The organism is Streptomyces sp. NPDC059861, assembly GCF_042731435.1.
Taxonomy (GTDB): Bacteria; Actinomycetota; Actinomycetes; order Streptomycetales; family Streptomycetaceae; genus Streptomyces.
This window is the reverse complement of sequence record NZ_JBHWJQ010000010.1, coordinates 141,878-163,208: the sequence shown is the minus strand read 5'-3', so window position 1 is coordinate 163,208 and position 21,331 is coordinate 141,878. Positions and strand designations below refer to the sequence as shown.

General features: G+C 72.2%; 23 protein-coding genes. 12 read left to right on the top strand and 11 right to left on the bottom strand.

Annotated features, from left to right (window positions below; translation table 11 throughout):
* The first annotated feature begins 54 nt into the window (after positions 1–54).
* Complete coding sequence (locus ACFV6X_RS12060; RefSeq protein WP_385381330.1) at positions 55–609, top strand: methylated-DNA--[protein]-cysteine S-methyltransferase; 555 nt, start codon at positions 55–57, stop codon at positions 607–609.
* 42 nt (positions 610–651) lie between these two features.
* On the opposite strand, the gene ACFV6X_RS12055 is transcribed toward ACFV6X_RS12060, so the two are convergent.
* On the bottom strand, positions 652–1,080 hold the full coding sequence (locus ACFV6X_RS12055) for a VOC family protein (RefSeq protein ID WP_385381327.1): 429 nt from the start codon (positions 1,078–1,080) through the stop codon (positions 652–654).
* A gap of 98 nt (positions 1,081–1,178) precedes the next feature.
* Between ACFV6X_RS12055 and ACFV6X_RS12050 the strand changes: the two genes are divergently transcribed.
* Together ACFV6X_RS12050 and ACFV6X_RS12045 are read left to right on the top strand one after the other, a co-directional pair.
* Positions 1,179–2,087 (top strand): pseudouridine-5'-phosphate glycosidase, encoded by a 909-nt coding sequence (locus tag ACFV6X_RS12050; protein ID WP_385381324.1) that lies wholly within the window; start codon positions 1,179–1,181, stop codon positions 2,085–2,087.
* Entirely contained in the window at positions 2,084–3,019 is a 936-nt protein-coding gene (locus tag ACFV6X_RS12045; RefSeq protein WP_385381321.1) for a carbohydrate kinase family protein, read from the top strand. The genes ACFV6X_RS12050 and ACFV6X_RS12045 overlap by 4 nt, the downstream gene beginning before the upstream one ends.
* 118 nt (positions 3,020–3,137) lie before the next feature.
* Here the strand turns inward: ACFV6X_RS12045 and ACFV6X_RS12040 are convergent, their stop codons facing one another.
* Positions 3,138–3,932 carry a methyltransferase domain-containing protein gene (locus tag ACFV6X_RS12040; RefSeq protein ID WP_385381318.1) on the bottom strand — a complete coding sequence of 265 codons (795 nt, stop codon included), beginning with the start codon at positions 3,930–3,932 and terminating at the stop codon, positions 3,138–3,140.
* Positions 3,933–4,200: 268 nt separating this feature from the next.
* On the opposite strand from ACFV6X_RS12040, the gene ACFV6X_RS12035 reads away from it, so the two are divergent.
* Positions 4,201–5,328, top strand: a complete 1,128-nt coding sequence (locus ACFV6X_RS12035; protein ID WP_385381315.1) for a magnesium and cobalt transport protein CorA — start codon at positions 4,201–4,203, stop codon at positions 5,326–5,328.
* Between the two features lie 30 nt (positions 5,329–5,358).
* On the opposite strand, the gene ACFV6X_RS12030 is transcribed toward ACFV6X_RS12035, so the two are convergent.
* Both ACFV6X_RS12030 and ACFV6X_RS12025 read right to left on the bottom strand, forming a co-directional pair.
* A complete protein-coding gene (locus ACFV6X_RS12030) occupies positions 5,359–5,787 on the bottom strand; it encodes a CBS domain-containing protein (protein WP_385381312.1) in 429 nt (142 codons plus the stop codon).
* Positions 5,788–5,994: 207 nt separating this feature from the next.
* The gene (locus ACFV6X_RS12025) at positions 5,995–6,627 is read right to left on the bottom strand and encodes a uridine kinase (protein WP_385381309.1); all 633 of its coding nucleotides are present in this window, start codon (positions 6,625–6,627) and stop codon (positions 5,995–5,997) included.
* 98 nt (positions 6,628–6,725) lie between these two features.
* Between ACFV6X_RS12025 and ACFV6X_RS12020 the strand changes: the two genes are divergently transcribed.
* The 3 genes from ACFV6X_RS12020 to ACFV6X_RS12010 all read left to right on the top strand — a co-directional run bounded on the left by ACFV6X_RS12020 (position 6,726) and on the right by ACFV6X_RS12010 (position 9,752).
* A complete protein-coding gene (locus tag ACFV6X_RS12020; protein ID WP_385381306.1) occupies positions 6,726–7,460 on the top strand; it encodes a DUF2293 domain-containing protein in 735 nt (244 codons plus the stop codon).
* Positions 7,461–7,677: 217 nt separating this feature from the next.
* Positions 7,678–8,157, top strand: a complete 480-nt coding sequence (locus ACFV6X_RS12015) for a DUF1772 domain-containing protein (protein WP_385381303.1) — start codon at positions 7,678–7,680, stop codon at positions 8,155–8,157.
* A 107-nt stretch (positions 8,158–8,264) separates the two neighbouring features.
* A complete protein-coding gene (locus ACFV6X_RS12010) occupies positions 8,265–9,752 on the top strand; it encodes a glutamate synthase subunit beta (RefSeq protein ID WP_385381300.1) in 1,488 nt (495 codons plus the stop codon).
* 104 nt (positions 9,753–9,856) lie between these two features.
* Here ACFV6X_RS12010 and ACFV6X_RS12005 read toward each other — a convergent pair whose 3' ends face one another.
* A complete protein-coding gene (locus ACFV6X_RS12005; protein ID WP_385381297.1) occupies positions 9,857–10,426 on the bottom strand; it encodes a carboxymuconolactone decarboxylase family protein in 570 nt (189 codons plus the stop codon).
* Between the two features lie 47 nt (positions 10,427–10,473).
* On the opposite strand from ACFV6X_RS12005, the gene ACFV6X_RS12000 reads away from it, so the two are divergent.
* A complete protein-coding gene (locus tag ACFV6X_RS12000) occupies positions 10,474–11,886 on the top strand; it encodes a PLP-dependent aminotransferase family protein (RefSeq protein ID WP_385381294.1) in 1,413 nt (470 codons plus the stop codon).
* Positions 11,887–11,978: 92 nt separating this feature from the next.
* Here ACFV6X_RS12000 and ACFV6X_RS11995 read toward each other — a convergent pair whose 3' ends face one another.
* The 3 genes from ACFV6X_RS11995 to ACFV6X_RS11985 form a co-directional block, all read right to left on the bottom strand.
* Positions 11,979–12,767, bottom strand: a complete 789-nt coding sequence (locus ACFV6X_RS11995; protein ID WP_385381291.1) for an SAM-dependent methyltransferase — start codon at positions 12,765–12,767, stop codon at positions 11,979–11,981.
* A gap of 109 nt (positions 12,768–12,876) precedes the next feature.
* Positions 12,877–13,152, bottom strand: coding sequence for a DUF397 domain-containing protein (locus ACFV6X_RS11990; RefSeq protein ID WP_365451652.1), 276 nt, complete (start codon positions 13,150–13,152; stop codon positions 12,877–12,879).
* Positions 13,153–14,013, bottom strand: coding sequence for a helix-turn-helix domain-containing protein (locus ACFV6X_RS11985; RefSeq protein ID WP_385381288.1), 861 nt, complete (start codon positions 14,011–14,013; stop codon positions 13,153–13,155).
* Between the two features lie 274 nt (positions 14,014–14,287).
* On the opposite strand from ACFV6X_RS11985, the gene ACFV6X_RS11980 reads away from it, so the two are divergent.
* The 3 genes from ACFV6X_RS11980 (at position 14,288) to ACFV6X_RS11970 (ending at position 17,649) form a co-directional block, all read left to right on the top strand.
* The gene (locus ACFV6X_RS11980) at positions 14,288–14,947 is read left to right on the top strand and encodes an ATP-binding protein (protein WP_385381285.1); all 660 of its coding nucleotides are present in this window, start codon (positions 14,288–14,290) and stop codon (positions 14,945–14,947) included.
* On the top strand, positions 14,938–15,378 hold the full coding sequence (locus ACFV6X_RS11975; RefSeq protein ID WP_385381282.1) for a hypothetical protein: 441 nt from the start codon (positions 14,938–14,940) through the stop codon (positions 15,376–15,378). The genes ACFV6X_RS11980 and ACFV6X_RS11975 overlap by 10 nt, the downstream gene beginning before the upstream one ends.
* Positions 15,379–15,705: 327 nt before the next feature.
* Positions 15,706–17,649: an ABC transporter ATP-binding protein gene (locus ACFV6X_RS11970; RefSeq protein ID WP_385381279.1), complete on the top strand. Its 1,944-nt coding sequence runs from the start codon at positions 15,706–15,708 to the stop codon at positions 17,647–17,649.
* 7 nt (positions 17,650–17,656) lie between these two features.
* On the opposite strand, the gene ACFV6X_RS11965 is transcribed toward ACFV6X_RS11970, so the two are convergent.
* From ACFV6X_RS11965 to ACFV6X_RS11955, 3 genes are all read right to left on the bottom strand, one after another.
* Positions 17,657–17,833: a hypothetical protein gene (locus ACFV6X_RS11965; RefSeq protein WP_385381276.1), complete on the bottom strand. Its 177-nt coding sequence runs from the start codon at positions 17,831–17,833 to the stop codon at positions 17,657–17,659.
* 155 nt (positions 17,834–17,988) lie between these two features.
* Positions 17,989–18,678 (bottom strand): DUF899 domain-containing protein, encoded by a 690-nt coding sequence (locus tag ACFV6X_RS11960; protein ID WP_385381274.1) that lies wholly within the window; start codon positions 18,676–18,678, stop codon positions 17,989–17,991.
* Positions 18,679–18,797: 119 nt separating this feature from the next.
* Positions 18,798–20,186 carry an amidohydrolase gene (locus ACFV6X_RS11955; RefSeq protein ID WP_385381271.1) on the bottom strand — a complete coding sequence of 463 codons (1,389 nt, stop codon included), beginning with the start codon at positions 20,184–20,186 and terminating at the stop codon, positions 18,798–18,800.
* A gap of 135 nt (positions 20,187–20,321) precedes the next feature.
* Here ACFV6X_RS11955 and ACFV6X_RS11950 point away from each other — a divergent pair, with 135 nt between their 5' ends.
* On the top strand, positions 20,322–21,263 hold the full coding sequence (locus ACFV6X_RS11950; RefSeq protein WP_385381268.1) for an endonuclease/exonuclease/phosphatase family protein: 942 nt from the start codon (positions 20,322–20,324) through the stop codon (positions 21,261–21,263).
* Positions 21,264–21,331 lie beyond the last annotated feature (68 nt).

Below are 21,331 nucleotides of genomic sequence, written 5' to 3'. Positions count from 1 at the left end.
GTTCCGGCACCGGAACCGGCGGGCGTTGTCGGTGGCGGGTCGTACGGTGGGCGCATGGACAGCCATGGGCAGTACGAGCAGCAGGTCGTGTGGGCCGTCGTCGCCGGCGACATCGGTCCGCTGCTGCTGGCCGCGACCGGCGAGGGCCTGGTCAACGTCGTGTTCCACGCCACGGCCCCGGTGCGTGACAAGGCGCTCGGGCGGCTGGCGTCCCGGCTGGGTGTCGAGCCGGTCGAGGCACCCGGCTCACCGCTGCTGACCGAGGCGATACGACAGGTCCAGGCCTACTTCGCGGGCGAGCGCCGCGCTTTCGAGCTGCCGTTGGACTGGTCGCTGATCTCGGGCTTCAACCGCGAGGTGCTGCGCGAACTGGCGTCCGGCGTGCCGTACGGCTCGGTCGTCGGGTACGGCGATCTGGCAGGCCGGGTCGGTCAGCCGGGCGCCGCCCAGGCGGTGGGGACGGCGATGGGCGCCAACCCGCTGCCCGTGGTCGTGCCCTGCCACCGGGTCGTGGAGAGCGACGGCGGCATCGGCGGGTTCGGCGGCGGTCTGGAGACCAAGCGGAAGCTGCTCGCGCTGGAGGGCGTACTGCCCGAGCCGCTGTTCTGAGACGGGCCGGGGGCCCACCCGCGGGCCCCCGGTGCGGGCGTCTCAGGCGTAGTGGCGCGCCTCGAAGAGGTTGCCGTCCGGGTCACGGAAGTAGAAGTTGCGCCGGGCGTTGCCGCGGGCGCCGAAGGAGTCGTGTCCCATGTCCGTCATGGGAACCCCGCGTTCCGCCAAGCGGTCGCGCAGGGCGTCGAAGTCGCCCTCGGGCAGGGCGAGGCAGACGTGGTTGACGGGATGCCCGGAACTCTCCGCAGCGCCCGGGAGCATCGTCATGCGCTCCGCCGCGCTGCGCGGCATGAGGTCGATGATCGTCTCCGCGTTCACGCGTACCGAGGGAAAGGGCACCTGCCCCGCGGCGAACTCGCTGCGCCTGACCGGCTCCAGACCGACCGCCTGCTCGTAGAAGTCGGCGGCGGCGACCGGATCGCGCACCCAGAGGACGACGTGGTCGAGACGTGCGGTGTTGTCGGTCATGCCCCCAGGCTGGTGCCGTCCGGCACCGGCCGCAAGGGTTTGACGGGGCGCGCCGCCCGCCAGAGATGAGGGAAGACCGACTGACAGGAGGCAGGCGCGTGACGCTGGTGGTGTCCGAAGAGGTCCGGGAGGCGGTCCACGCACGTCGGCCCGTGGTGGCGCTGGAATCCACGATCATCGCGCACGGGCTGCCGCGGCCCCGCAATCTGCGGGTGGCACGGGAGCTGGAGGAGGCGGTACGGCAGGAGGGCGCCGTACCGGCCACGATCGCCGTGCTGGACGGGCAGCCCCGGGTCGGCCTGGACAAGGAGCAGCTGGAGCGGGTCGCGAACGAGGACGACATCCGCAAGCTGGGCCACCGCGATCTGCCGCTCGCCGTGGCCGCCGGGGCGAGTGGGGCGACCACGGTGTCGGCGACCGCGCTGCTGGCGGCGCTGGCGGGCGTACGGGTGTTCGCGACCGGCGGGCTCGGCGGGGTGCACCGGCAGTGGACGGTGACGCAGGACGAGTCCGCCGACCTGGGCCTGCTGGCGCGGACGCGGATCACGGTGGTGTGCGCGGGCGTGAAGTCGATCCTGGACGTGCCGGCGACGTTGCAGCGGCTGGAGACGCTGGGCGTGGCGGTGGCCGGCTACGGCACGGACCGCTTTCCCGGCTTCTATCTGTCGGACTCCGGGCACCCTGTGGACTGGACGCTGGACAGCCCGCGGCAGGTCGCCGACGTGATGCGGGCGCAGGACGCGGTCGGCGGGCCGGAGTCGGCGCTGATCGTGGCCAACCCGGTGCCGGAGGCCGAGCAGCTCGATCCCGGCCTGCACGCGCGTGTGCTGGCCGACGCGCTGCAGGCGTGCGAGGCGGAGGGCATCACCGGACAGGCCGTCACACCGTTCCTGCTCGGCCACCTGGTGCGGCACACCGAGGGTGCGTCGCTGAGCGCCAACTTGGCCGCGGTGCGCGGCAACGTACGGCTGGCGGCGCGGATCGCGGCGGCGTGGGCCGGGGCGTGAGCGGACCGGGGGCCGGCGCGCCGGGCGGCGCTGTGCTGATCGTCGGGGACGTGGTGACGGACGTCGTGGCCCGGCACCGGGGACCGCTGTCCGGGGGCACGGACACCGCCGCCGTGATCCGGACGCTGCCCGGGGGCGCGGGCGCCAACGTGGCCTGCTGGGCGGCCCATTGGGGCTGCGCGGACGTACGGCTGCTGGGGCGGGTCGGGCCGGACGCGGCGGCGTGGCACGAGCGGGCGCTGACCGCGGCGGGGGTCAGGGCCCAGTTGGTGGTCGACCCACAGGCGCCGACGGGGACGGTGATCTGCCTGGTGGACACGGGCGCCGCGGCCGAGCGGACTTTCCTCACCGACAGTGGCGCGTCGTTGCGGCTCGGTCCCGGGGACTGGTCGGACGCGCTGCTCGACGGCGTGGCCTGGCTGCACCTCTCCGGCTACCTGCTCTTCTCCGAATCCGGCCGGGCGGTGGTGGCGGTGGCCCTGGCGGCGGCACGCGCGCGTGGGGTGCCGGTCAGCATGGACCCGGCGTCGGCAGGGTTCCTCGCGGAACTGGGAGTGGACCGTTTCCTCGCGCTCACCGACGGCGTGGCGGTGCTGCTGCCCAGCCGGGACGAGGCCTGCCTGCTCACCGGGTTGCCGGACGCGGCCGACGCGGCGGCGAAGCTGAGCCGCCACGTCCCGCTGGTGGTGGCCAAGCAGGGCGCCGACGGTGCTCTGGTGGCCCGCTCCGGCACCGTACGCGCCCACGTCCCCGCCGCAGCGGCCAGGCCCCTGGACACCACGGGTGCCGGTGACGCCTTCACCGGCGCCTTTCTCGCCGCCCTGGTCGCGGGAGCCGAACCGGAGGCGGCAGCGCACGAGGGATGCGCGGCGGGGGCGCGGGCGGTGGAGCAGGTGGGTGGGCGGCCACCCGTGGGACCGGCCGTTCGGTGAGCGAGGCCCGAGCCCGGGTCAGGCGACCGAACCGGGTCACCGGCACACCGTCCGCGCGCAGCTGGGCGGGAACGCATCTCAGTCCCCGGACGAGCCCCCGGATGAGCCCGCCGCACACCTACCTCTTACGCCCCCACGCCGAAATCATCGGAGCGGCCGCCAGATCCATCGTGCCGGAGGCGATGTTGGTCAGGTGCTGCTCGACATCCTGGTCGGTGGCGAACTTCCCGGCGACGAGGTCTCCCCGTACCTGACGGATCGTCGCGGCCTCCAGGTCGGCGCAGGCCGGCGCCGCGACCGGGAAGTACGCGTCGGCCTCGACACGGACCATGCCGGACTGACGGAGCAGACGCGGCAGCCTGCGGCCGTTCTCGAGGTCGGTGCCCTGCCCGGCGAGGAACCGGTGCAGGCCGCGCCGCATCCGGTTCGCCAGTTGCTCCTCCGGGCCGTACTCGTCGGGGCAGATGAGGGGTTGCAGGGTGAGGTCGGTGTCCTCGACGAGGAGCCGGCCGCCGGGGCGCAGCGCCTTGACCATCGACCGCAACGCCCGCGCGCGGTCCGGCACATGAACGAGGGCGAGTCGCGCGTGCACCAGGTCGAAGGCCTCCCCTGGCGGGTCCTGCGCACCCACGTCGTGCACGCGCCGCTCGACGGGCGAGCGGGACAGCCCCGAGGCCCACGAGCTGTCGGTGCCGGTCACGACGATCTTGCCGGTAGGACCGACCTTCTTGGCCAGCCAGGACTCCACGGAGGAACCGCCCGCGACCTCCCAGCAACACCAGCCGGGACCGACGCCGAGCGCTTCGAAGCGCCGGAACGTCGTCGGGTCGAAGAGGCTTGCGAGGGCGTCGGAGAACGAGACCACCCGGGACTGGCGGCTGTCGGGCCGATAGCTGTTCTCGGTTAGCGTCATACCCTGATCATCCCACTTGTCCTACTTGTCCGAAGTATCTGACGCTCCGGTACGACGAGTCGGCTACGACGTGTGGTCCACAAGGCGTCCTGCACACGGGGGTCCACGGCGAGGACCGCGCCGAGGGGGCCAACTCCCGTCGTCCACAACCGGGAACCAAGCGGAATCGGGGCTTTCCACAGGCTTACCCGCTGCTCACGCGGTCCTGGCACACTGGCGCGACAGGCGCAGGAATGCGGCGCGAGAGGATCCACGCGAGGAGATGCAGATGTCCATGGCAGGGAATCTGCGGAAGGTCACGGGCCTTGGCAGGGGCGGCGGCCTGCGCAAGGTCGCGCGGCTGGCCAGGAGGCGCCGGCGCGTCGACCTGAGCCACCCGGCGCGGTCCCCACTGGGCTCCTCGGTGGTCAACTGCGTGGCCTACGAGGAGGGGACCCGGCTCCCCCTCGGTGGTGACCTCGTCGAGACGGTGAGCCGGGTGCGCAAGAGCGGGGCGGGTTTCGTCTGGCTCGGCCTGCACGAGCCGACCGACCAGGAGTTCGCCGGTATCGCCGAGCTCTTCGACCTGCACCCGCTGGCGGTCGAGGACGCGATCGAGGCCCACCAGCGCCCGAAGGTGGAGCGGTACGGCGAGACGCTGTTCGCGGTGTTCAAGTCGGTCTGCTACGTCGAACACGAGGAACTCACGGCCACCAGCGAGGTGGTGAACACCGGCGAGATCATGGTCTTCGTCGGCCAGGATTTCGTGATCACGGTGCGGCACGGCCGGCACGGCTCGCTGGGCCCGCTGCGCGAGGAGCTGGAGGCCGACCCCCACCAGCTCACCAAGGGCCCCTCGGCGGTGCTGCACGCGGTCGCGGACCACGTCGTCGACGAGTACCTGAACGTCATCGACGCGGTGCAGGCGGACATCGAACAGGTGGAGACGGACGTCTTCGCGGAGAACGGCGCACGCGCGGACCCAGGCCGTATCTACCAGCTCAAGCGTGAACTGCTGGAGCTGAAGCGGGCCGTGGTCCCGCTCGGCCGGCCGTTGCTGGATCTCGCCGTCCGGCCGATGCGGGTGGTGGAGCCCGAGATACAGGCCTACTTCCGCGACGTCTCGGACCACCTGATGCGCGCGACGGAGCAGATCGCCGGATTCGACGAACTGCTCAACTCCATCCTGCAGGCCCACCTCGCGCAGGTCACGGTCGCGCAGAACGAGGACATGCGGAAGATCACGGCCTGGGCCGCGATAGTCGCCGTACCCACGATGGTCTGCGGGGTCTACGGCATGAACTTCGACCACATGCCCGAGCTGCACTGGAAATATGGTTACGGCATGGTCATCGGCGTCATATCAGTGGCCTGCCTGGCCCTGTACCGCGGATTCCGGCGCAACGGCTGGCTGTGACCGCCCGGTGCGGGTGAGGCAGGCCGACGGTCAGCGGCTCGCGCTCCTGGCGTAGACCCGCTCCGCCCAGTAGGCGATCTGGTCCTCCGTCAGGTGCTGGGCGAGGTCGGCCTCGCTGATCATGCCGACCAGGCGCTTGTTCTCGATGACGGGCAGCCGGCGGATCTGGTGATCCTCCATCTCCTGGAGCACCTCGCCCACGTCGGCGCTCGCGTCGACCCAGCGCGGCGTGCCCTGAGCCATCTCGCCCGCGGTGACCTTGGACGGGTCGTGCCCCATGGCGACACAGCCGACCACGATGTCGCGGTCGGTGAGGATGCCGCAGAGCCGTTCGTTCTGGTCGCTGATGGGCAGGGCCCCGACGTTGAGCTCACGCATCAGCTGGGCGGCGCGGTCCAGGGTCTCGTGATCGGGGATCCACTGAGCGCCCCGGTGCATGATCTCTCCGGCAGTGGTCATGGAGTACCTCCCGGTGCCGGACGGCCGGCGCGGCGCGGAACACACCGCTAGTCCCGGCGCCTTCATTCTCGTCGGGCCGTCCTGCGCACGCACCCGGGAGCGGTCAGGGAGAACCCGATGATCTTCCGCGGTACGACGCGGTTGATCACCCGGGGCTCCTCGCCCCTCTCCGTCGGGGGATCGATGCGGTCGACGGCCGGGAGGCGTTCAGCCGCTCCACGCCGGGCGGCGCGGGTCGTCGGCGCGGACGAGGACGTCGGCCGTGCCGGCGGGGTCGGTCTCCTGCTCGTAGCGCTCGAAGGCGGGGAGGGTCCAGTGGCCGGCCTCGGGGGTGCGGCGGCGCAGGGCGCCCGGGGAGAGCAGGAGGTGAACGGTCAGGTCGAAGGGGAACCAGTGGCGCAGCAGGAGGGGGCCGTGCAGCAACAGGATGCCGCCGGGCGGGAGTTGGATGTAGGGGCTGCGCGTGGCGCGGTCGGTGACCGGGTCCAGGAGGTCGGGCAGGACGCGACCGTCGCCGTCCGCTTCGAGGGGCCCGAACACCTCGCGCCACAGGGCGCCGGTGTCGAACCAGCCGTCGTAGTAGGCGTCCACGTCCTGGTGCCCGTGCTCCAGACGGACGGAGGCAGGGCGAAGGAAGCCCTCCGTGCCGACGACCAACGAGGGGCGGCCGCGGGTGCGCAGGACCTCGTGGACGCGAGCGGCGAGGTCTCCCGGCGCGGCCGCCGGGGCGCCGTCGAAGGCGACGCGTGGCCAGGGGCTGCCGTCGGCCGGCTTCAGGTCGAGCAGGCGCTCGGCGAGGCGGTCGACGAGCCGGTCCCAGGTGATCGCTTCGAGTCGCACACGACCATGATTACGGACGCGGGGGTGGTGACGGACAGGGCCGCCCTACGGGGGGGTGCGGGGCGTGGAAGCCAGGGGGCCGTGGGAATGAAGCGGACATGGCAGTGCGCGTGACTCCCTCGTCGGCCGGCGTAGGCGAGATCAGAACACTCACCGGCTCCGGTACCGCTCCCGTTGTCATCCAGTCGCTGAAGAAGAAGCGCTGCGCCCGCTGCCGGGGTGGGCCGCTGTCGCTGCTCGTCATGGAGGACAGGGCGCCCCGGTGCCTCCACTGTGCCGACCTCGGGCATCTGGTGTTCCTGCCGCGCGGCGACACGGCGCTGACGCGCCGGGCGCGGGAGGAGAGCTCGCTGTCGGTCGTCGTCGTGCGGTTCAACCGGCGCAAGAGCCGTTACGAACGGCAGGGCGTCCTCGTCGAGGAGGCGGGGCTCGCCCGGGCCGAGGAGCGGTGCCTGGCGGACGCGGAGGCCCGCCGCAGGCGCCGGGCGCGGGACGCGCAACGCCGGGCGGTCGCGGACTCACGGTTCGCGGAGGCGTTCGCGGCGGAGATCCTGCGGCTGTTTCCGCGGTGCCCTCCGGAGCGGGCACGGGCGATCGCGGCGTACGCGTCGCAGCGGGGCAGCGGGCGCGTGGGGCGGTCGTCGGCCGGGCGGGCGCTGACGGAGGGGGCGGTGACGTCGGCGGTGGTGGCGACGGTGCGGCATGTGGACACGCCGTACGACCAGCTGCTGATGAGGGGAGTGCACAGGTACGAGGCGCGGCGCAGGATCGCGGCGTCCGTGCAGACGGTGCTGCGGGAGTGGCGGGAGGCGGAGCTAGGGTCCGTGGGATGACGGGACGGGCTCGTGAGGTGACGGGGACCGGCCGTGGGATGACGGGGGTGCTGACGGAGCGCGTGACGCGACGCGGGCCTCCTCGCGTGGACGCTCGCGTATGGGCTTGCGGCGCTGAGGAATGGTCCGGGTCGGTCGGCCGGGATTCACTGAGGAGGAGCGGGGACGACCGGTGTGCCGGTCGGGGGCCCGATACGACAGGGGAGGAGTGGGTGACGTGATCGACGGGCCGTACTTTGTGCTGACGGTCGTGGGGCTGCTCGGGGCGGGGCTGGTGGCGGGGGTCTTCTGCGGCTTCTCGACCTTCGTGATGCAGGGGCTGGCCGCGCTGCCCGCGGCGCAGGGCGTCGCCGCGATGAAGGCGATCAATGTGACGGCGTTGCGGCGGCCGTTCATGTCGGTGTTCCTGGGATCGACGCTGGTCTGCGCGGTGATCGCGGTGGTGACCTTCGTGCTGTGGCCGGACGAGGGGGCCGTGGAGCTGCTGGTGGGCAGCGCGCTGTATCTGTTCGGGTGCTTCGGGGTGACCGTGCTGGCGAACGTGCCGCGCAACAACGCGCTGGTCAAGGTGGAAGCGGGCACCGGGGAGGCCGCCGCCTACTGGCCGACGTACGTGCGCGAGTGGACGGCGTGGAACCACGTGCGGACGGTCGCCGCGGCCGGTGCGGTGGTGGCGTACCTGCCGGCCCTCGTGTGAGCCGCCGGCGGGGGCTCTGCGCGGGTCGCCGACGGGACGTATCGTGGCCGAAAGGGTGCCGCCGATGACGTACGGCCCGTCGTACCCCGATGCAAGGAATGCCGGCCATGGCCGATCCCAAGGGTTTCATGACCACACCCCGCCAGGAATGGCCCAGGCGGCCGGTCGAGGAGCGAGTGCGCGACTGGAACGAGGTCTATGTCCCGGGGGCGCTCCTTCCCATCATCAACCAGCAGGCGGACCGCTGTATGGACTGCGGCATCCCCTTCTGCCACGAGGCGTGTCCCCTGGGCAATCTCATCCCGGAGTGGAACGACCTTGTCTCCCGGGACGACTGGCGGGCGGCGAGCGACCGGCTGCACGCCACGAACAACTTTCCCGAGTTCACGGGACGGTTGTGTCCGGCGCCCTGCGAGGCGGGCTGTGTGCTCGCCATCAACCAGCCGGCGGTCACCATCAAGAACGTCGAGTGCGCGATCGCCGACCGCGCCTGGGAGGAGGGCTTCGCGCGGCCCAGTCCCCCGGACCGGCTGAGCGGGCGGACGGTCGCGGTGATCGGGTCCGGGCCCACGGGGCTGGCGGCGGCACAGCAGCTCACGCGGGCGGGACACACCGTAGCCGTGTACGAGAAGGACGACCGGGCCGGCGGGCTGATGAGGTACGGCATCCCCGAGTTCAAGATGGAGAAGCACCATCTGGAACGGCGGCTGGAGCAGATGCGGGCCGAGGGGACCAGGTTCCGTACGTCGACGGCGGTCGGGCGGGACATCGGGGCGGCGGAGCTGCGGTCGCGGTACGACGCCGTGGTGATCGCGACCGGCGCGACGGCGTGGCGCGAACTCGCCGTGCCGGGGCGCGAGCTGGCCGGTGTGCATCAGGCGATGCAGTACCTGCCGCTGGCGAACCGGGTGTGCGCGGGAGATCTGGAGGCCTCGCCGATGTCCGCGGCCGGGAGACATGTCGTGATCGTCGGGGGTGGTGACACGGGGGCGGACTGCTTGGGGACGGCGGTACGGCAGCGTGCGGCCTCGGTGACACAGCTGGACATCTACGCCCTGCCGGGGACCGAGCGGGACGAGGACGTGGAGCCCTGGCCGACGTACCCGAAGATCTACCGGTTGTCGGGGGCGCACGAGGAGGCCGGCGAGCTGCGGACCGCACCGGCGGCGGACGCGGACGCGCGCCTGTTCGCGGCGTCGACGCTCCGCCTCTCGGGGGACGCCGAGGGGCATGTGCGGGCCCTGCACCTCGTGGAGGTGGACGCGCGACGGCAGCCGGTGTCCGGCACCGAGCGCGAGCTGCCCGTCGACATGGCGCTGCTCGCGCTCGGCTTCTCCGGGCCCGACCGGGAGGACGGGCTCATCGACCAGCTCGGCCTGGCGATGGAGCCGCGGGGCACGATCGCGCGGGACGCCGGGTTCGCGACCAACGTCCCGGGCGTCTTCGCCGCGGGGGACGCGGCGCGGGGGCAGTCGCTCATCGTGTGGGCGATCGCGGAGGGGCGGGCGGTGGCGGCGGCCGTCGATCGCTATCTGACGGGGAGCTCGGCACTGCCGGCGCCCATTGGACCGTACGACCGGCCGATGGTGGTGTGAGGGGACCTCGCGAGCCGGGGGTCCGTGAGGTTGGCGACCCCGGCGTGAGAATCCCGCTCACGCCGGTGGTCGCGAGGGAGGGCGCACCCCTTCCCTCAGCACGGTCAGCGGCGCCGCTCGTCCGTCCCCGCCACCTTCGCCGTGGACAGCGCAACCCGGTTCCAGGTGTTGATCGCGCAGATCAGGGCGATGACCTGGGCCAGTTCCTGGTCATCGAACCAGGCCGCCGCCTCGGCGTAGACGTCGTCGGGGACGCCCGCGTCGGCGACCGTGGTGAGCGCCTCGGTGAGGGCCAGGGCGGCCTGCTCCTTCGGGGTGAAGAAGTGCCGGGCCTCGCGCCAGACGGCGACCATGTGCAGCCGGTCCTCGCTCTCACCGGCCTTGCGGGCGTCGTTGGTGTGCATGTGCAGGCAGTACGCGCAGTGGTTGAGGTGCGAGGAGCGGATCTGGATCAGCTCGACGAGGGCCGGATCGAGACCGTCCCGCGCCGCCGCGTCGAAGCCGATGAGGGCGCGGAAGGCCTTCGGGGCGGACTTGGCGAAGTCGAGCCGGGCCCGGCCGGCCTCGGCGACGGCCGCAGCGGAGCCCACGGGAGCCGTGGTCGTCGTGGTCGCCGGGTCGGTCGCGTGGGTCGTGTCGGTCGGGGTCGTCGTATGCACCGTGTTCGTCGTCATGTCCTTCAACCTACGGGCCGCAAAGACCGACAGTAGGGTGCACTTCCATGGCAGAAACGTGGGTCAATTCCGCCCAAGGCATCGGCGCGGACCTGCACTTGGAACTCGACGGTCCGGGCGGTCGCCGCGCCGCCCTCATCCGGGCCCTGCGGGACGCCGTACGCAGCGGCCGGCTCGCCCCCGGCACCCGTCTGCCCCCGTACCGCTCGCTCGCCGCCGACCTCGGCGTCGCCCGCAACACGGTCGCCGACGCCTACGCGGAACTCGTCGCGGAGGGCTGGCTGACCGCCCGTCAGGGTTCGGGCACCCGCGTCGCCGAGCGCGCCGAGCCCCTCAAGGGCGGCCCCCGGGTCGCGAAGAAAGCGCCCGCACGCGCGCGTGGCCCCCGGCACGACCTCCGGCAGGGCACCCCGGACGCGTCCGCCTTTCCGCGCGCGGCCTGGCTCGCCTCCTACCGGCGGGCGCTTCAGCAGGCACCCAACGAGGTGTTCGGGCCGGGCGACCCCGCCGGCCGCCGGGAGTTGCGCGAGGCACTCACCGAGTACCTGGCACGCGCGCGTGGCGTGCGCACCGCGCCCGGCCGCATCGTGGTCTGCTCCGGCTTCGCGCACGCGCTGCGGCTGTTGTTCGGCGGTGGCGTCCTGCGCGGGCCGCTGGCCATGGAGGCGTACGGGCTCGGCTTCCACCGGGAGTTGCTGACGTCGGCCGGTGTCCGTACTGTCCCGCTTCCCCTGGACGAGGACGGCGCCCGCGTCGACCTGCTCGCGGGCGAGCGGGCCGTGCTGCTCACGCCCGCCCACCAGTTCCCGACCGGCGGCCCGCTGCACGCCACGCGCCGCGCCGCCGTCGTCGACTGGGCACGCGCGCGTGGGGCCGTGGTCCTGGAGGACGACTACGACGGTGAGTTCCGCTACGACCGCAAACCCGTCGGCGCCGTCCAGGGCCTCGACCCCGAGCGGGTGATCCTCGTCGGCTCGGTCAGCAAGAGCCTGTCACCGGCGCTGCGGCTGGGCTGGATGGTCCTGCCGGAGCGGTACGTCGACGGCGTCCTCGCGGCCAAGGGCGAGCGCGAGGCCTGGGCGAGCGTCCTGGACCAGCTCAGCCTCGCCGACTTCATCACCACGGGCTCCTACGACCGTCATGTGCGCCGGATGCGGCAGCGGTACCGCAGCCGCCGGGACCGCCTCGTCGCCGCGCTCGCCGAGCACGCCCCGCACGTCGAGGTCACCGGTGTCGCGGCCGGCCTGCACGCGGTGCTGCGGCTGCCGCCGGGCACCGAGCGCTCCACGGTCAAGGCCGCCGCCTGGCGGGGCGTCGCACTCGACGGCCTAGCCGCGTTCCGGCACCCGCGGACCGGCATGACCGCGGGGGACGGCCTGGTCGTCGGCTACGCGACCCCCTCGGAGCACGCGTACGGGGCGGCACTGGACGCGCTGTGCGGCGTTCTGCCGCCCCCGTGAGCCGTGACGAAGGCTGCCGCGCCCCCGTGACCCGTTACCCGTTACCCGTTACCCGTTACCCGTTACCCGTGACGAAGTCTGGACGTGGACACTTACGCCTTCCGCCCCACCGCGCCGTACCCCGGAATCACCCCGTCGTCCTGACCCGGCACCGGCTCCCCCAGCTCGGGACGCCATTCGGGCACCACCACGACGCCCGGCTCGACCAGTTCCAGCCCGCCGAAGAAGCCGGCGAACTCGTCCCGCGAGCGCAGTGCCAGCGTCACGCCCGCGGCCCGGAGCTGCTCGGTGGCCGCCGCGGACTCCTCCGGGGTGAAGTCGGCGGTGGCGTGGGTCATCATCAGGTAGCTGCCGGACGGCAGTACGGCCAGCAGCTTGGAGACCAGCTCGTGCGCGCCGTCCTCGTCGGGCACGAAGTGCAGCAGCGCGACGAGGGAGAGTGCCACGGGCCGGCTGAGGTCCAGGACCTTCGCGGCCCCCTCGATGATGGTGGCCGGATCCCGCACATCGGCCTGGAGGTACTCGGTCACGCCCTCGGGCGTGCCGCGCAGCAGGGCCGCCGCGTGGGCCAGCACGATCGGGTCGTTGTCGCAGTAGACCACGCGCGCGTCCGGCGCGACGGACTGCGCGACCTGGTGCAGGTTGGGCTCGGTCGGGATGCCGGTGCCGATGTCCAGGAACTGCCGTACGCCGTTCGTGGCCAGCCAGCGTGTGGCCCGGTGCATGAAGGCGCGGTTGACCCGCGCCATGACCGGCACCCGGGGGTCCAGGGCCAGCATCTGCCGGCCCATCTCCTCGTCGACGGGGTAGTTGTCCTTGCCGCCCAGATACCAGTCGTACATCCGTGCGGGATGGGGCTTGCTGGTGTCGATCGCGGTCATGAGGCGCTCCGTGGGCGTCGGACGTGATGTGTGATCAATTCAGCACCAGAATAAAGTAGTTGAGTTGTGAACAGGCAACCGAAGAAGCACCTCTACAAGCGAAAGTCCGTCAGGACAGCAGGAAGTCCGCTTCCCCCGCCTTCGCACCCTCGATGAACGCGGTCATCTCGTCGGAGGTGTAGATCAGCGCCGGCCCGTCGGGGTCGGTGGACTGCCGGACGGCGATACGGCCGTCGGCGAGCTTCATCGCCTCCAGACAGTTGCCGCCGTTGCCACCGCTCCACGGCTTGTGCCAGCCCTCGCTGCCCAGTTCCCGGGCGGGCATGCCGTTGTAGATCCGCTCTGCGCGGACCCGCGGCTTGGGCTGGGACGTGATGCGATCCATTCACAGCTCCTTGCGGAGATCCTCCAGGATCTCCTTCGTGCGATGTGCCGTAGCGGCCTGCGCCGCCATGCGGTCCATGACCTCCAGGTGGGTGGCCACCTCGACGCGCGCGTCCAGGTAGACGGCGCCGGTCAGGTACTCGCTGTAGACCATGTCCGGGAGTTCGGGCACGGCGAACCGGAACAGCACGAAGGGCCCGTACGTGCCGGGGTGCGGCCCCGTGGCGAACGGGGCGACCTGCAACGTCACGTTGGGCAGCTTCGTCGCGTCGAGCAGCCTTTCGATCTGGGCACGCATCACCTCCGGGCCGCCGACCGGGCGGCGCAGCACGGTCTCGTCCAGCACCGCCCACATCCTGGGCGCGTCCCTGCGGGTCAGCAGGTCCTGGCGTTGCATACGCAGTGCGACGTGTCGTTCGATGTCCTCGGGCCGGGTCTGACCGACGGCGCCCGACCTCAGGACCCCGCGCGCGTAGTCCTCCGTCTGCAGGAGCCCGGGTACGAAGTGGGGCTCGTAGCTGCGGATCAGGGAGGCGGCACCCTCCAGGCTCACGTACATCGAGAACCAGCCGGGCAGGATGTCGTGGTACCGCTGCCACCAGCCGGGTTTGTTGGCCTCCTCGGCCAGCTCCACGAAGGCGTCGGCCTCGTCGTCGGGGATCCCGTAGGCCTTCAGGAGCAGTTGGAGGTACGGGATCTTGAGGGATACCTCGGCCGTCTCCATACGGCGGATGGTGGCGGGGGCGACGCGCAGGACACGGGCCGCTTCCTCGCGTTTGAGCCCGGCGCGTTCGCGCAGGTCGAGCAGGCGCCTGCCGAGGACGACCTGGCCGACCGTCGGCGCCGACCGCGGCTCGCTCACGCTCCACCTCCGCCCATCGAAACCCTGACAACTGCGCGATCCGTAGGGATCCCGCAGTCATCCCGCATCGATCCCGTACGAATCCTGTACGAATCCTGACAGCCCAGCGGCGCCATTCGAAGACCTATTCGAAGGTCGGGGCCGACCTCGCAGATCTCAACTGGCGCCGCATCACATGCTGTTGCGAGCAGTGTGCCACGACCGTTCACCGCGTCACACAGCACTCTGCAATTTTCAGAGTGACACTTGCCAAGTTGTTCGCGGCAGGGCGATAGTGGCAAGCGTGATTCCGTCCGTGCCCTTAGGAACAGACGCCACCGCAGGCCTCTTCGGCCTCGGTGCCGATGGAGGTCCCTCCGCTCGCGCCGGTGCGAGAGTGGGGGAGGCAGCCGATCCCTTCGGGTCCGCCGCCGAGCGCCGGTTCCGCTTCGAGCTGGCCGCGCATCCGGGTTCTCCCGCGCAGGCCAGGCGCCTGACGCGGATCCGGCTGAACGGCTGGGCCGTGTGCGAGGACACCTGCGACACTGCCGCACTGGTGGTGTCGGAGCTGGTCACCAACGCGATCCTGCACACCGCGAGCGATGTCGTCGTCTGCGAGCTGCAGGACGAGGACGACCTGGTGCGCATAGCCGTGCGTGACCAAGGATGCGCCACCGGTGAGCCCCACCCGTCCTCGGTCAGGGCCGAGGAGGAGCACGGGAGGGGACTGCTCCTCGTCGACGCGCTCGCACAGGCCTGGGGCGCCCACGAACACGGCCCCGGCCTGCTGGTCTGGGCCGAGCTGCCGCGCCAGGCCGACAGCGCGCGCGGCGACCTCGGCTGGGGCGCCCGCCCCAAGCCGGACCCGTCCGGCGGCTCGGGCGAGGACGACGACGAGGCACACGCGCGCGTGTGCCGCCCGGCGCACGGCGAAACGGGGACCGAATGGGTGTGACGGCCGCCGCTCCCGGCGGCGGACAGGCACTCACCCTGGACACGTTGGTCCGCCTCAGCCGCGGGCTGCGCAGGCCGGAGGCGCCGTCGCTGCGGCTGTCCGTGCCCGACGGCATGACCGCCCCGCTTGGCTGCGACGCGGTGCAGGTGCCCGCCCGCTTCGGCCCGCTCGTCCTGCCCCGCCTCCCGCGCGTGGGCTGCGTCTACGCCGACGACGCGCACTGGTGGTGGCTGGTCCCGTCCGACTCGGACTACGCCCTGGAGTGGCCCGCCCCGGCGCGCTACGCGACCGGTGCGCTGGTCCCCGAGGCCCCCCGTCTCATCCACCGCCCCGACGGCACCCTCCCCTACACCCCGCCGATCCCGCTCTATCTGGCCCTGTGCCGCATCATCGGGACGGCACCGAGCTGGTCACGGGCCATCACCGCGTAGGGCTCCGCGGGGGCCTTCCGGGATACGGCCCCCGGACGTCGTAGGCGCCCCCGCGCCGTGGGCGTCCGCCCGCCGTACGGGCGAAGCGAGCCGGCACCACACGACCGACTGCCCCGGGCAGCCCTGATCCCCGGGGCGCACACCCTCCCCCCGCAAGCCCCACCCACCGGCACATCCGCCCGCGCGGTCCCTCTCCGTGCGCCCTCAACCCACGGCCCGCACCCCCACGCACCCGGGCGTACGCCCCCGCCCCCCACCCTGCGCCCTGCCCAGTCGCCGACCGTGCCGCGATAGTGGCCGTTCGTGCGCGTTCGGGGGAGGTCGACCGTGGGGACCAAGGGCGGCGTAGGCAAGCCGGAGGTGTCCGAGTCGGAGCGACTGCTCTTCGGCGGCCCCCTCCGCTACGACATGGGTTGGAACCAGCACGCGGACGCCTTCCTGGAGCTCGGCTTCCGGGCCATGATCACGCGGATGCCCGCCCTGCTCGCCGCGAGCCTCCGGCTGGCCCGGCAGGCCGACCCGGGTGCCGCGCGGATCGTGCTGGCGGCCGAGGTGGGCCGGGGGCTCGCGCAGGCGGTGAGTCTGTTCGCGGTCAACAGCGTGCTGAGCGGGCTGATGGGCACCGGCCCCATCGAGGACCGGCTGCGCGGCGCCGTCCCCGCGCTGATAGCCATCACCGTCGTCCTGCTGCTCGGCGCGCTGCTGCGGGCGGCGTCGACGTACGCCACCGGCCGACTGGAGCCCAAGGTGGAGCGCGTGGCCACCGAGCGGTACCTGGAGCGGGCCGCGGCCGTCGAGCTCGCGGCGATCGAGGACCACGCCTTCCACAAGCTGCTGGACACCGCGCAGTACGGCGCCTCCTCGGCCCGCCGCATGATCTTGTACGGCACACGGGTGGTGAACGCGATGATCTCGCTGGTCGCGGCGGCCGGCGTGCTCACCGTGCTGCATCCGCTGCTGCTCCCGCTGCTGGTGACGATGACGCTGCCGAGCGCCTGGAGCGCGCTGACGAACGCCCGGCGCCGCTACGAGTCGTTCCACACCTGGGTGCAGCACGCGCGCGCGGGTCACCTGATCAGCGGCCTGCTGACGGAACCGGAGGCGGCGCCCGAGATCCGTGTGCACGGTGTGGGCCCGTTCCTGCTGCGGCACTTCCGGGCGATGTCGGAGGCCGCTGAGGCGGAGCAGGCCAGGCTGGCGGGGCTCGCGGCCCGTACCGGCCTGATCGCGGCGGCCTGGACGGGCCTCGCGACGGTGTCGACGTACGCCACGCTGGGCGGTCTGCTGCTCGCGGAGGCGATGTCCCTGGCGGTGGCGGGCACGGCCGTGATCGCCATCCGGACCGGCTCGGCGAGCCTGGAGACGCTCGTCCTGGAGATCAACCAGCTGCACGAGGAGGCCCTCTTCGTGGGTGATCTGGAGCGGCTGTACGTCGAGGCCGCCGAACGGGCGATTCCGGTCGGCGGCGCGGCCCTGCCGGAGGACCCGCGGGAGATCCGCTTCGAGAACGTCACGTTCAGCTACCCGGGTGACGCCACCCGCCCCGCGCTCGACGACATCACCCTGACGCTGCCGCTGGGCCGGATCATCGCGCTGGTCGGCGAGAACGGATCCGGCAAGACCACCCTGGTCAAGCTGCTCGCCGGGCTGTACAAACCGGACCGGGGCCGGATCCTGTGGGACGGCGTCGACGCGGCGACCGCGGACCGGCACCGGCTGGCCGAGCGGGTCGCGATGGTGGCGCAGGACTTCAAGCGGTGGCCGTTCACGGCCCGGGTGAACGTGGCCGTGGGCCGCCCCTCGGCGCCGGTCACCGAGGAGCGGCTCGCCGCGGCGGTCGTGGAGGCGGGCGCCGAGGACGTGGTCGCGGATCTGCCGCGCGGTCTGGACACGCTGCTGGCCCGCAACTTCAGCGGCGGGCACGAGTTGTCCGGCGGCCAGTGGCAGCGGCTCGGCATCGCCCGGGCGGCGTACCGGCGGGGCAGCATCCTGATCGTGGACGAGCCGACGGCCGCCCTGGACGCCCGGGCCGAGCTGGAGGTGTTCGACAAGATTCGCGCGCTGGCCGGGACCGGCCAGACGGTCGTGCTCATCACCCACCGGCTGGCGTCCGTACGCCATGCGGACCTGGTGCACGTGCTGGACGAGGGCCGGCTCGTGGAATCGGGAACTCCGGAGGAACTGCTGGTCAAGGGCGGCGTCTACGCGGAGCTGTACGGGTTGCAGGCCGAGCAGTTCGCGATGCGGGCGCCCGCGCCGGAGGCGGGCTGACCCCTGCTCACTCCGCGCCGTCGCCACCTCGGACGATCACCAGGAACGTGTCCGTCGCGAGGTCCATCACGACCTCGGCGGGCAGCCCCTCCGAGCGACGTGCCTGCGCGAACTCCTCCGCCGGCCACGAGCCTCGCGGGCCGCCTGCGGGAAAGCGTTCGACCACCATTCGCCCGTTCACCATCCTGCACCTCCAGAAAGCGTCGTACTTGTAGGAGTTAACGCCGTCGGAAGGGAAATCGCCTCGCCAAGTGACACGACTGAGACGTAGTTGACACTCGTTCACCGTCAAACGTGCGGACGGCTTCCTCATTTCCGCGTTTACCGTTACCCTCCGCTTCACTCCTCGTACTCGTCGTGATAGCGGATCCGTTCACTGCCCGCGGGTGCCCCGAATGCCGACGCGCGCCCCTTGGGTTCCTCCCACTCCTCCTGCCGGCCCAGCGCGGTGAGGTCGAGAAAACTGGTGGTCGAGCCGAGCCCGTCGAGCCCGCGCTCGTACGTCGAATAGGTGTGGAACACCCGGTCCCGGTCCCGCAGGAAACAGCTCACGCCGGGCCGCTCGACAAGTTCACCCTCGTGCGTCAGCGTCGCCTCGAAGTCGACGTTGAAGTCGTTGCCGTACGACGAGTACCAGGGCAGCGTCCAGCCCATCCGTGCCTTGAACGGAAGGATCCTCGTGTACGGCGTCCGCGACACGGCGGCGAATGTCGTCCCGCGCGCGTGGAGATGCGCCAGATGGCCGACCTGGTCGAGGAACGCCGAGCAGCTGCGGCAGCCGGCCTCCCACTCGGGCGGAAACATGAAGTGGTAGACGACGAGCTGCTGCCGCCCCTCGAAGAGGTCGAGCAGGGTGGCCTTCCCGTCACCCCCCTCGAACACGTACTCCGTGTCGGCCTCCACCATCGGCAGCCGGCGGCGCTCGGCGTTGAGCGCGTCCCGCGCGCGTGTGGCCGCCTTCTCCTTGACCAGCAGTTCCTGACGCGCCCTGCGCCACTCCTCGCGCGAGGCGATCTCCGGAAGCGACATGGCCCCTCCTGTGCAACGGTCCCGTTGCGGGTGGTGACCGGTGGACGGGGCGGAACTCATCGCTGATCCACGAAATTTTTCGGGAGGTTTTCCCGGGCCCGGTGACCAAGGGCGCCGCGTCAGGTGTCGTACTCCTGGATACGGCGTCCGTGGCCACGGTCGACCAGCGCGGGCATCCGCTCGCACAACTCGCCCACGACCGCCCCCACGTCCAGGGTCAGCAGCTCGCGGTCCCGCATCAGGACCCGCCCGTCGACGACGGTCGTGCGGACGTCGCTGGAGCGGGCGCTGTGCACCAGGGTCGCGGCGAGGTCGTGCACGGGCTGGGTGTGCGGGCCGGTGAGGTCGACGAGGACGATGTCGGCGCGCCGCCCCGGGGCGAGGGAGCCGACGGTGTCCCCCAGGCCGACCGCCCGGGCGCTCTGCAGCGTGGCGTGGTGCAGGGCCTGACGCGCGGTCAGCCAGCGTGGGTCGCCCTCGGCGGACTTCTGGACGAGGGCGGTGAGCGCCATCGACTCCCACACGTCGAGGGAGTTGTTGGAGGCGGCGCCGTCGGTGGCGAGTCCGACGGGGATGCCGAGTGCGCGCAGGGCACGTACGGGTGTGGTGCCGGGCCAGCCGAACTTCAGATAGCCGCGGGGGGCGGTGGCGACGGCGATCCGGCCGGCCGCGCGTTCCAGGAGGGGCAGGTCCCGGTCGAGGATGCCCGTGCCGTGCGCGACGAGGAGGTCGGTGTCGAGCAGTCCGGTGCGCTCCAGGATGCCGATGGGGGTGACGCCGTGGCGGGCGAGGCTGGTGTCGGTCTGGTCGCGGTTCTCGGCGGCGTGGAGGTGCACCGGCAGGTGGTGGGCGCGGGCCAGGCCGGCGGTCGCGGCGAGGTCCGCGTCGTCGACGGTGTAGGGGGCGTGCGGGGCGAGGGCGGTGGTGATACGGCCGCCCGCGCGCCCCCGGTTGCGCAGCGCGAAGTCGAGACTGCGCTCGCGTCCTTCGGGCCCCTGCGAGGAGAAGAACGCCTCGCCCAGATGGGCCCGCATCCCGCACTCCTCGACGACGGCGGCGACCGCGTCCATCGTGAAGTAGTGGTCGGCGAAGCAGGTGACGCCGCCCCGGATCATCTCGGCGCAGGCCAGCCGCGCGCCCAACTCCACGGCCCTCTCGGTGAGATTGGATTCGACGGGCCAGACGACGTCGTTGAACCACGCCTCGGTGGGCAGATCCTCCGCGAGGCCGCGCAGGGCGACCATCGGGGCGTGGGTGTGGCAGTTGACGAGGCCGGGGAGGGCGACCTGGCCGGCGGCGTCGATGCGCTCGACGGCCGGCAGGTGCCGTACGGCGTCGGCGGTCGTGACGGATTCGACGACTCCGCCCCGTACGACGACCGCGGCGTTCTCCTCGAACCCGATCCGCTCCTGGTCGTCGTGCACGAGGACGGCGCACCCGGTGATGACGAGGTCCGCGGGGGCTTCTGCGCGCGGGTGCGTGGGGGCTTCTGCGGGAGAAGGCGTCATCCCGCCAACGTACGACGCGGCCGCCGGAGCGCGTGAAGTGAACGACGCATCATGTCGCGGGTCTGTCCAGGAACCGCGCGCACGGGCACGCTGGCCTCACCACAGACGTCGTCCGGCCGCTGAAAGGATCCCGGCATGCTGCTCGGCACCTGGAACCTGGAGAACCTGTACCGGCCCGGCGGGCCGTACGGCCCCAAGGACAAGGCAGCCTACGAGACCAAGCTCGCCGCCCTGGCCGACGTGATCGCGGAACTCGACCCGGCCCTGCTCGGCGTACAGGAGGTCGGGGATCCGGACGCGCTGGCGGACCTGGCCGGAATGCTGGCCGGCAACTGGCACATCGCCCTGTCCGGACACGCCGACAGCCGGGGCATCCGGGTCGGCTTCCTCAGCCGTACGCCCATGGTGGTGCTCTCCGACACGACGGGGTTCCCGGCACCGCTGCGGCCGGTGCAGGCGGACGACTCCGGACCGGAGGTGACGGCCGCGGGCCGGGGTCTGCTGGCGGTGCGCGCCGGTGAGCTGTCGGTGGCGGTGGCGCATCTGAAGTCGAAGCTGCTGTCGTACCCGGACGACCGTTTCCACCCCCGTGACGAGGGCGAACGCGCCCGCTACGGCGCCTACGCCCTCTTCCGGCGGACCGCCGAGGCGACGGCGCTGCGCGCGCTGGCCGACAAGCTGCTGGCGGGCGACGGGCGGGCGCGGGACGTGCTGGTGCTGGGCGATCTGAACGACGAGGCGCAGGCGGCGACCACGCAGATCCTGCTCGGCCCGCCCGGTTCGGAGATCGGCACGCCCGGCTTCAAGGCGGCCGACAAGGGCGACGCGGCCCGGCTGTGGAACGTGGCGCCGCTGATACCCGCCGAGCAGAGGTTCTCGCGGGTCAACTCCGGGCGGCGCGAGCTGATCGACCACCTGCTGTGCAGTCATCGGCTGGTCCGCCGGGTGACGGAGGCGGGGACGGGGCTGCCGGGGTCCAAGGCCCCGGACCTGCCGTCGGTGGGACCGGATCCGGCGGAGCGCCGGGGGGTGGCGGGATCGGATCACGCGCCGGTGTGGCTGCGGGTCGGGGTCTGATGGCCGGGTCGTGCGGGCGCGGGTAGGGGGCCTGATCGTCGCGTCGGGCCGACGCGGGTAAGCAGCCC